The organism is Stenotrophomonas sp. YJH_SMC_6 (assembly GCF_059371335.1).
In genome coordinates this window covers 90,227-106,312 of record NZ_JCAFUM010000005.1, presented here as the reverse complement: position 1 = coordinate 106,312, position 16,086 = coordinate 90,227, and the positions used below count along the sequence as shown (strand labels likewise).

The window sequence follows — 16,086 nt, the reverse complement described above, 5'->3', positions numbered from 1 at the left end:
GGATCAAGTCGCAAGTGCATTCACGACTTAATCCCCTCCGTCCCCTTTTTGCAGCAGTTGCGCGAGATCATCGCGGAACAGTGCATAGGCCCGTTCGCGGCGCGCGCCATCGCCTTGCCGCAGCACCCACGCCGGGTGCACGGTGGCGTAGCCGCGGGTGCCTTCCTCCAGCGTGTGCCAGCGTCCACGGTCGCGCGACAGATTGAAATCACGGCCAAATACCGAGGCTGCCGCGGTTGCGCCCAGGCAGACGATGAGCTGCGGCCGCACGCGCGCGATCTCGCCCATCAGCCACGGCCGGCAGGCCTGGATGTGGCGGCTTTCCGGCCGCTTGTGCAGCCTTACCTTGCCGCGCCGCTCATGGTGGAAGTGCTTCACCGCGTTGGTCAGGTACAGCGTGGCGCGATCGATTCCCAGCTCGGCCAATGCGCGGTCCAGCAACTGGCCGGCAGGGCCGGCGAACGGCTGGCCGCGCAGATCCTCGGTATCGCCAGGCTGCTCGCCGATCACCATCACCCGCGCATCGGCCGGCCCCTGGCCGAACACCGTCTGTGTGGCGGTCTCCCACAGCGGGCACTGGCGGCAGGCGCTGGCCTGCCGTCGCAGCGTCTGCAGGCTGGCGGTATCTGGGCGCGCTGCCGCAGCGTCCCCACGCATGGGAATCCTGCGCTGGGGTGCCTGCGCGGGCCGGTCATGCATTTCCTGCACGCGATCGCCCGCATCGCGCACCAGGCGCGGCAGCAGCTGCGCCTCGGGCAGGTGGCGCCAGTATCTGGCCGGCATCTCCTGCATCATCATCCGGGTGTTGAGCCGGGCCGGATTGAAGATGCTGGCGTAATAGGTCTGCCACAGGGCCTCGCGCGCATCCTCGGCCGGGGCGTCCTCGCGGCGTGCGCCGGGGCCGAAGGTCAGCGCCTGTCCATCCCACGCCACGCTGCGCGAAGGAGTGAGGATCGCCCAGCGCATGCCGGTGAAGCGGCGTGCGAAGAACGGCGCGACCCGGTCGACGATGTGGTGCTGTGGCTCGAACCAGGCGATGAACGCATCAGGTTGGCCAGGCACCTCGCGGAAGCGCACGAATGCCTTCATCTTGTGCGTGTCACGGCGGACGGCCTGGGCCAATGTCATCGCACGCAGCACATCGGCATCGGCGGGATTGGTCAGCACCGCGCGTTCGCCATGGGTGATCCGCCACAGCAGCCGGTACAGCAGTGACAGGCGCTGCGGTTCGCCATGGCACAGGCAGGTGTCGGCCAGTTCCAGGAATTCGCGCGGGACGCCGGGAACGCTTGCCTGTGCCGCCACCGGTGCCTGCTGCACCGGCGGCGCATCCAGCAGCGATGCCTCGCCGCCTTCGAGCCAGTCCAATTGCTCGGGCCGCACGCCCCGCAGCAGCGCATCACGCGCGCCGTCGCGCCAGGCCTGCAGCGACCACGGCGGATCCACCCGCTGCGACCAGCGCGGCGCGTCAGGCTGCCGGCGGTGCATCGAACAGTGATCCCTGGCGCGGCGGCGGGGCCAGTTGTGCTCGCAGTGCGGCCGGGTCATCCAGTGCCTTGCGCGGGTGATGGTCGGCCAACAGCACAAACGGTAGCAGTTTGCTCATCGGCGCCTTCAGGCGGGCGATGTCCGCCACGCGCAGGCGCCCGTGCCGGCGCGCCATCAGCACGCGCTCTGCATTGCGCACGCCCAGGCCGGGCACCCGCAGCAGCATTTCCTTCGGTGCACGGTTCAGATCGACCGGGAAGCGTTCGGGATGGCGGATCGCCCAGGCCATCTTCGGGTCGATATCCAGATCGAGCATTCCGCCCTGGGTGGTGTCGGTGATCTCGTCCACGCGGTAGCCATAGAAGCGCAACAGCCAGTCGGCCTGGTACAGCCGGTGCTCGCGTTGCAGGGGTGGGGGCTGCAGCGGCAGCTGCCGGCTGGCATCGGGAATCGGGCTGAACGCGGAGTAGTAGACCCGGCGCATCCGGTAACTGCCGTACAGGCTGTCGGCGCTGGCCAGGATCTGCTGGTCGTTGGCCCCGTCCGCGCCGACGATCATCTGCGTGCTCTGCCCGGCCGGGGCGAAACGGGGAGGGCGCGGGCGTGCGCTGCGGCTGGCCGTCGGCGCCACCGCTGCGGGGGCCTTGCGCGCCTCCTTGGCTTCCTCGATGCGCCAACGCAGTTCGCCCATCGCGCCGCGTATCGAATGCACCGTCTTCTCCGGCGCCAAGGCGCTCAGCCCGGCTTCGGTCGGCAGTTCGACGTTGATCGACAGGCGGTCGGCGTAACGCCCGGCGCTGGCCAGCAGTTCCGGCGAGGCCTCGGGAATGGTCTTGAGGTGGATGTAGCCGGCGTAGCGGTGTTCTTCGCGCAGTTGCCGGGCCACCTCCACCATCTGCTCCATGGTGTAGTCCGCATTGCGGATGATGCCGCTGGAGAGGAACAGGCCCTCGATGTAGTTGCGCTTGTAGAAGTCCAGGGTGAGCGTGACCACCTCGTCCACGCTGAAGCGCGCGCGTGGCACATTGCTGGACACGCGATTGACGCAATAGGCGCAGTCGTAGACGCAGAAGTTGGTCAGCAGGATCTTCAGCAGCGATACGCAGCGGCCATCGGGCGTATAGCTGTGGCAGATGCCCATGCCCTCGGTGCTGCCGATACCGCCGCTGGCGCGCGAATCGCGCTTGCCCGAGCCGCTGGAGGCGCAGGAGGCGTCGTATTTGGCGGCATCGGCCAGAATGGCCAGCTTGCGGATGGTTTCCATTGAGGAAACCTACGGATGAGGGGTCTCATTGGATGAGACGTCCCCTGAATTCTTCAGGAAAAGGGGACGGAGGGGATTAAGTCGTATATGCACTTACGACTTGATCCCCGCCGTCCCCTTTTTGTGCGGTCAGAAACCGTGGGTGATGCTGGGTGCGCCGGCCGAGAAATCCGCGTACGGGTCATGCTCGCCGCTGCTGCCTTCGGACAGGCGGAACTTCAGCGCCAGGCCATCGCGCGAGTCGGCCGCGCGCAGCGCTTCCTCCTGCTCGATGGTGCCGGCCTTGGCCAGCCGGAACAGGCACTGGTCGAAACTCTCCATGCCCTCTTCCAGCGATGCTTCCATCGCCGCCTTGATTTCGTGCACCTGGCCGCGACGCAGCAGGTCGCGGATCATCGGCGTGTTGAGCAGCACTTCGGTGGCCGGCAGGCGACGGCCTTCCTTGTTCTTCACCAGGCGCTGGCTGATCACCGCACGCAGGTTCAGCGCCAGGTTCATCAGCACGTTCTTGTGCGCGCTTTCCGGGAAGAAGTTCAGGATGCGCTCGATGGTCTGGTCGGCGTTGTTGGAGTGCAGGGTGGCCAGGCACAGGTGGCCGGTTTCGGCGAAGGCGATCGCCGCTTCCATCGTCTCTGCGTCCAGGATCTCGCCGATCAGGATCACGTCCGGCGCCTCACGCATGGCGTTCTTCAGCGCGTTGTGGAAGGCATGGGTATCCAGCCCGACCTCGCGCTGGTTGACGATCGACATCTTGTGCTTGTGCAGGTATTCGATCGGGTCTTCGATGGTGAGGATGTGACCGGTGGTGGTGCTGTTGCGGTGGTCGATCATCGACGCCAGCGAGGTGGACTTGCCGGAACCGGTGGACCCCACCACCAGCACCAGCCCGCGCGGGGTCATGATGACGTCCTTCAGCACCTGCGGCAGGTTCAGCTCCTCGATGCTCGGAATCCGGCTGCGGATGGCACGGATGACCATGCCCACTTCGCCGCGCTGCTTGAACACATTGACGCGGAAGCGACCGGCATCGGGCAGGGCGATGGCCATGTTGAGTTCCAGCTCGCGCTCGAACTGCGGCACCTGGCCTTCGTCCATCAGCGAGTAGGCGATCTTCTTGACCATGCCCGGCGGCAGGCCGGTGTTGCCCAGCGGATAGAGCTTCCCCTCGATCTTGATGTAGACCGGTGCCCCGGTGGTCAGAAACATGTCCGAAGCGTTCTTTTCGGTCATCAGCTTCAGGAAGTAGCCGATATCCATTGCGAATTTTCCCCAACGAAACGGCCGACGCCCGTTGCCAGCACGGTGTCGGCTTGACGACAATGGCCGTGAACCGACAACCGGTACGGCCTCCCCAATGAAACGACTTAGCTTCGCACGAATGCGCCACAGCCTGTATGTGATGGCGTTTGCATTCGCACTGTCTGCCCCCGCCTGGGCGCAGGATGGCGCGATGGAACTGGCCCAGGCCCGGCAGGCGGTCGACAAGGCCACCCAGGCCGATGCCGACCAGTACGCCCCGGACCTGATCGGGCTGGCCCGGCAGGGGCTGGAGCAGGCCCAGCGCGCCGCCGGCGACCGCCGCGAGCGCAAGAATGCCCCGGCCATGGCCCTGCGTGCCGCCGCCGATGCCGACCTGGCCCGCGTGCGCAGCGAGGAAGCCACCGTGACCGCCCAGCTGCAGCTGCGCCGCAACGAGGTCAACCAGCTGCAACGCCAGCTGTCGACCGGGGAGGATCGCCGGTGAAGCCGATGACTGCCGCAACCCTGGCCGCGCTGCTGGCGCTGCCGACCCTGGCCGTGGCCGCCGACAACCCGATGGTGGCGCAGCTGAGCCAGCGCCTGCTGGCCATCCAGGCCAACCCGGATACCGCTGAGCTGGGCGCCTTCGAGCGCATGCAGGCCCAGCAGGCCATCGCCACCCTGGACAAGGCCAAGCGCCGCGACCAGGAGCTGGCCACCTACCTGGCCGAGCGCCGGGTGGAGATCGCCGAGACGGCCGTGCGTACCGCGCTGGCCGCCCGCGAGGTCGACCGCCTGGAGCGGACCCGCAGCGACCTGCTGATCGAGGCCAGCCGCCGCGATGCCGCGCGTGCCCGCCAGGAAGCCGAACAGCTGCGCATGCAGGCACAGATGCAGGCCGAGGAGGCTGAACGCCTGCGCCAGGCCGCCGAGGCCGAGACCCTGGCCCGCCAGGACGCCGAGAACGCCCTGACCAGCGTCGCCGGCAAGCAGCAGCAGCGCCTCAGCGCCGCCCAGCAGAACGCCGCCAAGCTCGCCCGCGAGGAAGCCGAGCTGGTGTCCGGTCAGAAGCTGCCGGGCTCGAAGTTCGATGGCCGCGGCGAGGTCTTCACCTTCCGTGGCGATGCGTTTGCCGCCGGCGCCTCCAGCCTGTCCGGCGGCGCCCGCAACCAGGCCAAGGCGTTGGCCGAATACCTGAACATCGGCAAGAAGGGCCGCCTGCGCATCGAGGCTTACGACAGTGCCAACGGCGTAGGCCAGAAGCGTGCCGAGGCCCTGCGCGATGCCCTGGTTGCGGCGGGTGTCGCGAGCAACCGGATCCAGCTTGCCGGCAAGAAGGCGGCCTCCACCCAGGCACGTTCGGCCGAGGTCATCATCGCTCCGTAATTGCTTGATATTGTTTGTTTTTCGTTGTGATGAGCATTCAGCCTGAACCCCGCCCCGGCGGGGTTCGGTCTTTTTGACGCAGGGGTCTTGTACCCCGCCTTGAGCAGGCGTAGGGTCAATCGTCCGGGACGCAATGCCGCGGACCGGACGATGGGAGGGCCGGGCCGATGCAAGCAGGGCGCGAACCGCAGCAGATCGACGTGCGCAGGCCAGTGCTGCAGGTCGTTGCAGGCGTCCAGGTGGCCATCGACCGGCGCTCCTCCATGAACAACGCCCCGTGCCTTGCGGCCGGGGCGTTCGTGTATCTGTCGAAGGAGGTCCATCATGTTTGAAGATCAGCCCCAGAGCGAGATCGACGCACGTCGCGCGCGTGATCCGGAGTTCAGGGCGCTCCATGACCAGCACCGCAAGTTGAACAAGAAGTGCATGGACGCGGAGTTGGGTGTACTCCCGATCGATGATGTCACCCTGGGTCGCATGAAGCGCGAGAAGCTGCTGGCCAAGCAACGACTTCTGCGAATGTACGAAACACCGCTCCCAACGACGTCCCCCACGCTTTGACGCACCCCGTCACGCCCGGAACGGCGTGACCCGGCCATCGATGGCCCCGCCGGGCGCTCCTGCCCCGGCATCGCGGCACCGCCGATGAGGCGGCCGCGCCAAGGCACCACAGGCGGTGGTGCCTTGGCCTGCAGGCACAACTCACCGATGCGGGCGGTACCGGTCTCCTCGTCGATCCGGGGCCGTCCGCATCTCTTTCTGCGGGCTTGCGGCCCGTCTCCGCGCCGACCTGACATTCATCGCCATCCGACGGATAATCATCGGTCCGGCCCCCTGCGGCGCGAACCGAAAGTCCTCCGAATGCCCATTCATTCTTCCGTCCTCGAACTCATCGGCCAGACCCCGATCGTCAAGGCCCAGCGCCTGGACACCGGCGTCTGCGAGCTCTACCTGAAGCTCGAAAGCGCCAACCCGGGTGGATCGATCAAGGATCGCATCGGCCTGTCGATGATCGAGGCGGCGGAGCAGCGCGGCGACCTGAAGCCGGGTGCGACCCTGGTCGAGGGTACCGCCGGCAACACCGGGCTGGGCCTGGCCCTGGTCGCGCAGCAGAAGGGTTACAAGCTGATCCTGGTCGTTCCCGACAAGATGAGCCGCGAGAAGATCTTCAACCTGAAGGCGATGGGCGCCGAAGTCCGCCTGACCCGCTCGGACGTGGCCAAGGGCCATCCGGAGTACTACCAGGACCTGGCCAAGACCATCGCCGAGCAGACCCCGGGCGCCTACTTCATCAACCAGTTCGGCAACCCGGACAACCCGGCCGCGCATGAATTCGGTACCGGCCCGGAGATCCTGGAGCAGATGGGCGGCGACCTCGACGCCATCGTGTTCGGCTGCGGCAGCTCCGGCACCATGACCGGCCTGTCGCGTGCCTTCGCCAAGCTGTCGCCGAAGACCGAGCTGGTGCTGGCCGATCCGGTCGGCTCGATCCTGGCCGAATACATCAATGACGGCGTGCTCAACGACAAGTCGGGCAGCTGGCTGGTGGAGGGCATCGGCGAGGACTTCCTGCCGTCGATCTCCGACTTCAGCCGCGTCAAGAAGGCCTATGCCATCAGCGACGCCGAGAGCTTCCACACCGCGCGTGAACTGCTGGGCAAGGAAGGCATCCTCGGCGGCTCGTCCACCGGCACCCTGCTGGCCGCTGCGCTGAAGTACTGCAAGGAGCAGACCACGCCGAAGAAGGTGCTGGTGCTGGTCTGCGATACCGGCAACAAGTACCTGTCGAAGATGTACAACGACTACTGGATGCTGGACAACGGCTTCCTGGAGCGCCCGCAGCACGGTGACCTGCGCGACCTGATCCTGCGCCCGTACGGCCAGCGCGACACCGTGGTGATCGGCCCGAACGACCTGCTGACCACCGCCTACCAGCGCATGAAGCTGTACGACGTGTCGCAGCTGCCGGTGATGGACGGTGACCAGCTGGTCGGCATCGTCGACGAAAGCGACGTGCTGCTGCACGTCTATGGTGACGAAGCGCGCTTCCGCGACACCGTCGCCACCGCCATGGTCAGCAAGCTGGACCGGCTGGACGTGAAGTCGCCGATCGAGGCGCTGCTGCCGGTGTTCGACCGCGGCCAAGTGGCGATCGTGATGGACGGCAACGCCTTCCTGGGCCTGATCACCCGTATCGACCTGCTGAACTATCTGCGCCGTCGGGTGCAGTAAGCCGTTGATCGCAGACGTTCGCTGCTGAATCCCGGTTTATCCGCGTCAAAGGTCGTTAAGGCCGCGCTGGTAGACTTCCGCACCTTCGATGGCGCCGCGTGTCGGCGCCCCTCAGGAAAGAACATGTCCAACGCTACTTCCCAGGATCGCGCCCTGGCCCTGGCCACGCTGGCCATCCACGGCGGCCAATCGCCCGACCCCAGCACCGGCGCGGTGATGCCGCCGATCTACGCCACCTCGACCTATGCGCAGTCCAGCCCGGGCGAGCACCAGGGCTTCGAGTACTCGCGTACCCACAACCCGACCCGCTTCGCCTATGAGCGTTGCGTGGCGTCGCTGGAAGGCGGTACACGTGGCTTTGCCTTCGCCTCGGGCATGGCGGCCAGCTCGACCGTGATCGAACTATTGGACGCCGGCAGCCACGTGGTGGCGATGGACGATATCTATGGCGGCAGCTTCCGCCTGTTCGAGCGCGTGCGTCGCCGCACCGCCGGACTGGATTTCAGCTTCGTCGACCTGACCGACCTGGCTGCGTTCCAGGCAGCCATCACGCCAAAGACGAAGATGGTCTGGATCGAGACCCCGACCAACCCGATGCTGAAGATCGTGGATATCGCCGCGGTCGCTGCCATCGCCAAGCGTCATGGCTTGATCGTGGTGGTCGACAATACCTTCGCCTCGCCGATGCTGCAGCGCCCGCTGGAGCTGGGCGCGGACCTGGTCCTGCACTCGGCCACCAAGTACCTCAACGGCCACTCGGACATGGTCGGCGGCATGGTGGTGGTGGGCGACAACGCCGATCTGGCCGAGCAGATGGCGTTCCTGCAGAACTCGGTGGGTGGTGTGCAGGGCCCGTTCGACAGCTTCCTGGCTCTGCGCGGCCTGAAGACCCTGCCGCTGCGCATGAAGGCGCATTGCGCCAACGCGCTGGCCCTGGCCCAGTGGCTGGACAAGCACCCGGCGGTGGAGAAGGTGATCTACCCGGGCCTGCCGTCGCACCCGCAGCACGAGCTGGCGGGCAGGCAGATGGCCGGCTACGGCGGCATCGTCTCGATCGTGCTCAAGGGCGGTTTCGAGGCGGCCAAGCGCTTCTGCGAGAAGACCGAGCTGTTCACCCTGGCCGAGTCGCTGGGCGGTGTGGAAAGCCTGGTCAACCACCCGGCGGTGATGACGCATGCCTCGATCCCGGTCGCGCGGCGGGAACAGCTGGGTATCAGCGATGCGCTGGTAAGGCTGAGCGTGGGCGTGGAGGAGCTGGGGGATCTGCAGGTGGATCTGGAGAGGGCGTTGGCGGGTACTGCTGCGTGAATCCGATGACCGTGTCGTCCGCCAACACATCAGTTTCGCCGCTGGCGATGGTGCGCAGTTTTCTCGGCAACCGCGTACTCATCTACCAGCTGGCCAAACGCGAAGTCATCAGCCGCTACCGTGGCTCGTTGATGGGTTTGGCGTGGTCGTTCTTCAACCCGCTGTTGATGCTCGCCGTATATACCTTCGTGTTCTCGGTGGTCTTCAATGCCCGATGGGGCGGCGACGTGGCGCACAAGGGCGACTTCGCGATCATCCTGTTCGTGGGCATCCTGGTGCACGGCATCTTCGCCGAGTGCGTCAATCGTGCCCCCAGCCTGATTGTCGGCAATGCCAGCTACGTCAAACGCGTGGTGTTTCCGCTCGACACGCTGCCCTGGGTGGCGATGGGAGCCGCGTTGTTCCATGCGTTGGTGACGTTGGTGGTGCTGCTGCTGGCGCAACTGCTGATCCGTGGCGTTCTGCCCGTCACCGCGTTGTACTTCCCACTGGTCGTGTTCCCGTTGGTGTTGTTCACGATGGGCCTTGCCTGGCTGTTGTCGGCGCTGGGTGTGTTCGTGCGCGACATCGGCCAGATGACCGGCATCTTCACTACCGTGCTGTTGTTCCTCGCGCCGGTGTTCTATCCAGTGCACGCGTTGCCGGAGAACATGCGCAAGTGGATCTACTTGAATCCACTCACGTTCATCATCGAGCAGTCGCGGGAAGTGCTGATCTGGGGCAAGGCGCCCGATTTCATTGGCTTGGGCAAGTACGCCATTTTCGCCGCCGTGGTCGCGTGGCTGGGCTATGTCTGCTTCCACAAAATGCGCCGGGGGTTCGCCGATGTCATCTAATGAACCTGTGCGTGAGCCTGATGATCTGGCGATCCGGGTCTCCGGTGTCACCAAGTGCTTCCAGGTGTACTCGCAGCCACAGGACCGTCTGAAGCAGGCCGTGCTGCCGCGACTGTCGCGGTTGCTGGGGCGTCCTGGTGGCATGTACTACCGTGAGTTCTGGGCGCTGAAAGGCGTCGATTTCGAGGTGCGGCGTGGCGACACGGTGGGCATCATCGGCCGCAATGGTTCCGGCAAGTCGACCCTGCTTCAGATCATCTGCGGCACGCTGCAGCCGACGCACGGCGAAGTGACCGTTCGAGGTCGCGTGGCCGCACTGCTTGAGCTGGGTGCAGGCTTCAATCCGGAGTTCACCGGTCGCGAGAACGTCTACATGAGCGCGTCGATCCTGGGCCTGTCGCGCGAGGAGATCGATCGCAAGTATGACGATATCGTGGCATTCGCCGACATCGGCGACTTCCTCGAACAGCCGGTCAAGACTTACTCCAGCGGCATGTACGTGCGCCTGGCGTTCGCGGTGATCGCGCATGTCGATGCCGATATCCTGGTGATCGATGAAGCGCTGGCGGTCGGTGACGCGATCTTCGTGCAGAAGTGCATGCGCTACCTGCGCAAGTTCCGTGAGAACGGCACGCTGCTGTTCGTCAGTCACGACACCTCTTCCGTGCTGAACTTCTGCCAGAGCGCCGTCTGGCTGGATCGTGGCGACATGCGCATGCATGGCACTGCGCAGGAAACCTGCAACGCCTACATCGAATACTGCTCGCAGGAAGTGTATGGCGATACGGTCAAGCTGCAGTCACGGCAGGCCGCTGCCCGTGCCGCGGAGGCATCGCCTGGCACTCCGTCGCCAGCCCGGATCGAGAAGGACCTGAAGGTCGAGCTGTTCGACAACGTTGCCAATTCAGCCGGTTGGCAGTCCGGCGTGGCAAGCATCGACTCGGTCACCCTGTGCAACGAGGACGGTGAGCCCTTCACGACGTTTGCCGGTGGCGAGCATGTCGTGCTGAAAATCCGCGCGACCGCGCATGATCCCCTGACGAGTCCCTTGATCGGATTCTTCGTCAAGGATCGCCTTGGGCAATCGCTGTTCGGTGAACACACCTACACCTATATCCAGCCGCCGATGGAAGTGGAGGGTGGCACCGGGTTGGAAGCGTCGTTCCGGTTCACTCTGCCGCTGCTGCCCAACGGCGAGTACTCGATGACCGTCTCGATCGCCGAAGGCGACCCGTACACCAACACCCAGCACGCCTGGCTGCATGATGCGGTGCTGATCCGGGTGGCCTCGCCCAAGCTGCGTTATGGCCTGGTCGGTATCCCGTTCGAGGAAGTGACCATGGTCCGCACCCGTCAGCCGCAGCCGACAGGAGAGCCGCAGTGAGCGCATCGCAGGGACCGACGGTGACCGAAGCGCACGGCTTCATTCCACCACTGGCCAGTACCGACCCGCGCATCAGCGTCGGTCGATACACCTATGGTTCTCCGCAACTGAAGGTATGGTCGGAAGGTGAACGCATCGAGATCGGGGCGTTCTGTTCGATCGCCGATGACGTAGTGATCTTTGGGGGCGGCGAGCACCGTCTGGATTGGGTAACGACCTATCCGTTGCGCATCGCGCTGAACTCCCCCGGTGCTGGCCACGATGGGCACCCGCACACCAAGGGCCCCACGCGCATCGGCAACGATGTCTGGATCGGGCATGGCGCGATGATTGTTTCCGGCGTGACCGTGGGCGATGGTGCCTGCATCGGTGCTGGCGCCGTGGTTTCGCGCGATGTGCCGGCCTATGCCGTCGTTGCTGGCAATCCAGCGAAGGTGGTGCGTACCCGATACGACGAGCCGACGATCGCCCGCCTGCGTGCGATTGCCTGGTGGAGCTGGCCGATCGACCGTATCCGCGCCTTCGAATCGCTGCTCTGCAGCGGTGACGTTGAAGCCTTCATCGCCGCCGCCAGTGCGCCCTGACTCTCTGAACATCTCTCAAGAAACCGGCTGTCCCATGAACGATTTTCCGCTGTCGAACAGCATGCTGATCTCCCCGCGCGAACTGTCGCTGAGCGCGTGGCTGGGTCACATTCCCTTTGCCTCGTGGCTGGTCGAGCAGCTGCAGCCGCAGTCGATCGTCGAGCTGGGCACCCATCGCGGTTCCTCCTTCCTCGCGCTCTGCCAGGCGGTGCAGGAGCAGGGGCTGACTGCACGGGTCTTCGCGGTCGATACCTGGGAAGGGGACGAGCACGCCGGTTACTATGGCGACGAGATCTACAATGCGTTGCGCGAGTACCAGCAGCGCAACTATGCCGGCATCTCCGAGATGCTGCGGATGCGGTTCAATGAAGCCCTGCCGTATTTTGCCGACGGCTCGATCGATCTGCTGCACATCGATGGCCTGCACACCTACGAAGCGGTCCGTGAGGACTTTGAAACGTGGCTGCCCAAGCTCTCCGATCGGGCGGTGGTGATCTTCCACGATACCTGCGTTCGCGAGCGTGGTTTTGGCGTCTGGCAGTATTGGAGCGAGATCAGCCAGCAGTACCCGGCATTCGAGTTCACCCATACCCATGGTCTGGGGGTACTGCTGGTCGGCAAGCAGCGTGTTCCCGCGTTGGCGGACTTGGCAGCGCGCGCGGCCGCAGGCGACTTTGCTCCGATCAATCGCCTGTTCGACACACTGGGCAGCAACATCAAGCGTGCCGAAGAGGTGGAGCGTGTCAATGCAGGATTGATGGATGCACGCAACGAGGTCAACCGCCTCGGAACGCTGGGCCACGAGCTGCAGCAGCGTTGCCTGCAACTGGAGCAGGACGTGCGTGATGGCCGGGAGCTGGTTCGGCAGGCGGAGCAGCAGGTGCAGCAGCAGCGGGAACGCGCCGAACAGAGCGCTGTGACCGCAGAAGACCTGCGTCGCATCGTCGCCGAGGAGCGTGCCAGGATGGTCGAAGAGGTACAGGCGGCACTGGGACCGCAGCTGGATTCGCAGGCACGATCGCTCGACAGGCTGCTGCAGCCCTGGTGGCGTCGCTAATCCACGCCCTGCCAACGAGCGGGATGTTAGGTTGAAAAATACGGGGTGCCTGGTCCCACAGGGAACAGCAGAGGGCCGGCATTCCAAGCAACCGATTTCTTCACGACCCATCAGCAGATTGGGTTGAACCACCTCCTAGGGATGAACATGTCTACCGTCAAGCCAATCTGCTTCTATCTGCCGCAATACCACCCCGTCGCGGAGAATTCGGAGTGGTGGGGGCCTGGCTTCACCGAGTGGACCAACGTTGCCAAGGGAAAGCCGAACTTCGCCGGCCACTACCAGCCCCACATCCCGCGCGAGCTCGGTTTCTATGACCTGCGCCTGATCGACAACATGCGGGCGCAGGCCGAGCTGGCCTCGCTCTATGGAATTCACGGGTTCTGCTTCTACTACTATTGGTTCGATGGACGTCGCATCCTCGAGTTGCCGCTGGACAACTACCTGAAGAGCGACATCGAGTTCCCGTTCTGCGTGTGCTGGGCCAATGAAAACTGGACCCGCACCTGGGACGGGCTCGAGAAGGATGTGCTGCTCGAGCAGAAGCACGGCGCCGATGAGGATCGCCGGTTCCTTGAGGACATCCTGCCGCTGTTGAAGGATCGCCGTGCGATCAAGGTCGATGGCAAGCCCATGCTGCTGGTCTACCGTGCCGACCTGTTCCCGGACGCGAAGGAAACCGTCGCGCGCTGGCGCCAGGTGGCCCGCGAGAATGGTGTGGGCGAGATCCATCTCGTGGCGGTGCAGTTCTACGGCATTGTGGATCCGCGCGATTGGGGTTATGACGCTGCCGCGGAGTTCCCGCCGCATACCTTCATCGGCGCGGAGAATCGTCTGACGCGACCGATCGACATCACCAATCCCGAGTTCCGTGGTGGCCTCGTTGATTATCGCAAGGTGGTCGCCCAGTCCATCAGCCGGCCCAAGCCCGACTTCCGCTGGTACCGCGGCATCGTGCCGTCCTGGGACAACACCGCGCGGCGCCAGCACACCTCGCACACGCTGGTTGACGCCTCGCCGTCGATCTACCAGTACTGGCTGCGCCGCCTGGTCGAGTACACCCGGGTCAACAATGCACCGGAAGACCAGATCCTGTTCATCAACGCCTGGAATGAATGGGGCGAGGGCTGCCACCTGGAGCCGGACCTGAAGCACGGCCTGGCTTACTTGGAAGCGACCCATGCCGCGCTGAACGGTGCTGGCAGTGATGAGATGCTGATGAAGGATGAGGCGTTGCTGCGCGCACTCGGCGGCGAGCGCATGAAAGCGCTCCTGGATGATCGCGAGCGTCTGGTCAACGATGTGGTCCTGCTGTCCGCCGAAGTACGCAGGACCAATCCCCAGGGAATCTCTTCGGTGCCCAGGCCGGGCCTGCGTGCGTTCATTGGCCGTTGCCTGAGGCCCTTCCCCCGCCTGCGTTCCTTTGCGGTGCGCGTCTATCACGCGTGGCACGCATGAGTTCCGTCCGTCGCGTTGCGGTTGTTGCCCACTTCGACGCCGAAGGCCGGTTGACTGACTTCACGCGTCGGCTGCTCGAAGGCCTGTTGCGGCACGCAGAGCGCATCGTGCTGGTGTCCACCCGCCTGGCGTCTGACCAGGCGGTGGGCCTGGATGAGCGCATCACGGTCATCGTCCGAGAGAACGTTGGATACGACTTCTACTCGTTCCGGACCGGTGTGCTGGCCGTGGAGGCGTTGTATGCCTACGACGAGCTGATCATCGCCAATGACAGCGTGCTGGTGATTGATCCGGAGGGCCTGGACCGTGCCTTCACGAAGATGCAGGGTGTGGAATGCGGTGCCTGGTCGATGACCGAGTCGCAGCAGGTCAGCCGCCACCTGCAGTCGTATTTCATGGTGTTCCGCAAGGACGTTTTCTTCAGCCAGTACTTCCACCAGTTCTGGCGCGATGTGCGGGTGCTGGATGACAAGTGGGAAATCATTCTTTCCTATGAGATCGGCTTGACGCAGTGGCTGTTGCATCACGGGGTACGCATTGCGTCGGCGTTCCAGCCTGGCGCGGATGGGATGCAGAAGCTGGCTGCGCGCCTGAAGCGCAAGCGCGAGCGCGATGCGGCTCCGGACAGCATTGCTGCACCGGGGGCATTCGAGATCCAGCAGGCCAATCTGGTCCACTACCTGTGGGATGACATCTACCGCCAGTTTGGTTTCATCAAGACCGAAGTGCTGCGCGATGATCCCAATGGCGTACAGGACGTTGGCCTGTCCAGCCTGATCGCCGACCCGGTGCGCCTGGGCCGGGTCGAGGAGGAAGTCGCCAGGATGCGGGCCACGCGTGTCAACGCGATGCCGCTGCTCGCCCAGTCCAGTGACGGAATTTCACAGGAAGAACTGCAGCGCTATGGTGTCGGCGCCATTCCTGCTGACAAGCTGAAGTCGCGGTTCGCCATCGTGCTTCATCTCTATCATCTGGACCTGATCGAATCGATCCAAGGCTACATGAAGAACATGATCGTTGATCATGATCTGTTCGTGTCGGTGAAATCGGTTGCTGATCGTCGGGTGGCTGTGCGCTTTTTCGAAGAGCGGAAGGTGCGTGCCTTCGTCTTCGTGCATCCGAACATCGGGCGCGACGTCGGTCCCTTCGTCAGCCTGCTCAATACCGGCCTGCTCGACCGCTATGACGCGGTCTGCAAGATCCACTCCAAGAAGAGCGTGTACCACGATGGCGGTGGCCAGTGGAGGGACGAGCTGATGAAGTCCCTGCTGGGCTCTTCACACACCGTGCTGAAGATCCTGCGCGCCTTCAGGCACGATTCCAGCTGCGGCATCGTGGGCCCGGAGCATGCCTATGTCAGCAATGCCCGTTTCTGGGGAGGCAATGAGGAACGGCTGCGCCGCCTTGCTGCGGAAACCGGGATCGACGATGCCCGCATCCGGCTGGGGTTCTTTGCCGGAACGATGTTCTGGTTCCGCCCGGCGGCGCTGTATGCGCTGCGGGAGCGGGCGCTGGCCTTGAGTGAGTTCGACCCGGAAGCAGGGCAGCTCGATGCCACCCTGGCCCACGTGATCGAGCGGCTTTTCGTACTGTGGGTGGAGCAGGCGGGCTACTTCGCGGCGACCACGCGGACTCCAGACGCTGCGTTGCGCCATGAGAACTACGCCAATCAGGGCATTTCTGTCCTTCCGGCCTGAGCTTGCTTCCGGTCTGGGAGATGGACGGCCTGCGGCGGCTTGAGCGCATCGGTCCCGGCGTGCTGTGCACGGGCTGCACGTGCGGCCCCGGCTCTGATCATCACTCCGAACCATCGTGCCTGTACTATGCAGCGTCCAGACTGATGGCTCCCA

General features: G+C 64.7%; 14 protein-coding genes. 11 read left to right on the top strand and 3 right to left on the bottom strand.

The features are described from left to right. Positions 1-27: 27 nt before the first annotated feature. The 3 genes from AC5P9N_RS06990 to AC5P9N_RS06980 all read right to left on the bottom strand — a co-directional run bounded on the left by AC5P9N_RS06990 (position 28) and on the right by AC5P9N_RS06980 (position 4,009). A complete protein-coding gene (locus AC5P9N_RS06990; RefSeq protein ID WP_099484603.1) occupies positions 28-1,488 on the bottom strand; it encodes a UdgX family uracil-DNA binding protein in 1,461 nt (486 codons plus the stop codon). Then, positions 1,469-2,752 (bottom strand): putative DNA modification/repair radical SAM protein, encoded by a 1,284-nt coding sequence (locus tag AC5P9N_RS06985; protein WP_099484604.1) that lies wholly within the window; start codon positions 2,750-2,752, stop codon positions 1,469-1,471. The genes AC5P9N_RS06990 and AC5P9N_RS06985 overlap by 20 nt, the downstream gene beginning before the upstream one ends. A gap of 129 nt (positions 2,753-2,881) precedes the next feature. Further along, complete coding sequence (locus AC5P9N_RS06980) at positions 2,882-4,009, bottom strand: PilT/PilU family type 4a pilus ATPase (protein ID WP_004141526.1); 1,128 nt, start codon at positions 4,007-4,009, stop codon at positions 2,882-2,884. 121 nt (positions 4,010-4,130) lie between these two features. On the opposite strand from AC5P9N_RS06980, the gene AC5P9N_RS06975 reads away from it, so the two are divergent. From AC5P9N_RS06975 to AC5P9N_RS06925, 11 genes are all read left to right on the top strand, one after another. Beyond that, positions 4,131-4,496 (top strand): DUF4398 domain-containing protein, encoded by a 366-nt coding sequence (locus tag AC5P9N_RS06975; protein ID WP_005407961.1) that lies wholly within the window; start codon positions 4,131-4,133, stop codon positions 4,494-4,496. Then, a complete protein-coding gene (locus AC5P9N_RS06970) occupies positions 4,493-5,377 on the top strand; it encodes an OmpA family protein (RefSeq protein WP_099484605.1) in 885 nt (294 codons plus the stop codon). The genes AC5P9N_RS06975 and AC5P9N_RS06970 overlap by 4 nt, the downstream gene beginning before the upstream one ends. Positions 5,378-5,701: 324 nt before the next feature. Beyond that, on the top strand, positions 5,702-5,938 hold the full coding sequence (locus AC5P9N_RS06965; protein WP_005407964.1) for an HP1242/YdcH family protein: 237 nt from the start codon (positions 5,702-5,704) through the stop codon (positions 5,936-5,938). A 300-nt stretch (positions 5,939-6,238) separates the two neighbouring features. Beyond that, positions 6,239-7,609, top strand: a complete 1,371-nt coding sequence (locus AC5P9N_RS06960; protein ID WP_005407965.1) for a pyridoxal-phosphate dependent enzyme — start codon at positions 6,239-6,241, stop codon at positions 7,607-7,609. Positions 7,610-7,732: 123 nt separating this feature from the next. After that, entirely contained in the window at positions 7,733-8,917 is a 1,185-nt protein-coding gene (locus tag AC5P9N_RS06955) for a cystathionine gamma-synthase (protein ID WP_164212677.1), read from the top strand. Positions 8,918-8,922: 5 nt separating this feature from the next. Further along, entirely contained in the window at positions 8,923-9,753 is an 831-nt protein-coding gene (locus tag AC5P9N_RS06950; protein WP_012479055.1) for an ABC transporter permease, read from the top strand. After that, entirely contained in the window at positions 9,743-11,137 is a 1,395-nt protein-coding gene (locus tag AC5P9N_RS06945; protein ID WP_012479056.1) for an ABC transporter ATP-binding protein, read from the top strand. Before AC5P9N_RS06950 ends, AC5P9N_RS06945 begins: the two co-directional genes overlap by 11 nt. Next, positions 11,134-11,721, top strand: coding sequence for a CatB-related O-acetyltransferase (locus tag AC5P9N_RS06940; protein ID WP_012479057.1), 588 nt, complete (start codon positions 11,134-11,136; stop codon positions 11,719-11,721). Before AC5P9N_RS06945 ends, AC5P9N_RS06940 begins: the two co-directional genes overlap by 4 nt. Before the next feature lie 34 nt (positions 11,722-11,755). Continuing rightward, entirely contained in the window at positions 11,756-12,778 is a 1,023-nt protein-coding gene (locus AC5P9N_RS06935) for a class I SAM-dependent methyltransferase (RefSeq protein ID WP_012479058.1), read from the top strand. A gap of 45 nt (positions 12,779-12,823) precedes the next feature. After that, positions 12,824-14,236, top strand: coding sequence for a glycosyltransferase WbsX family protein (locus AC5P9N_RS06930; RefSeq protein WP_495223821.1), 1,413 nt, complete (start codon positions 12,824-12,826; stop codon positions 14,234-14,236). Further along, a complete protein-coding gene (locus AC5P9N_RS06925; protein WP_060380266.1) occupies positions 14,233-15,933 on the top strand; it encodes a rhamnan synthesis F family protein in 1,701 nt (566 codons plus the stop codon). The genes AC5P9N_RS06930 and AC5P9N_RS06925 overlap by 4 nt, the downstream gene beginning before the upstream one ends. Positions 15,934-16,086 lie beyond the last annotated feature (153 nt).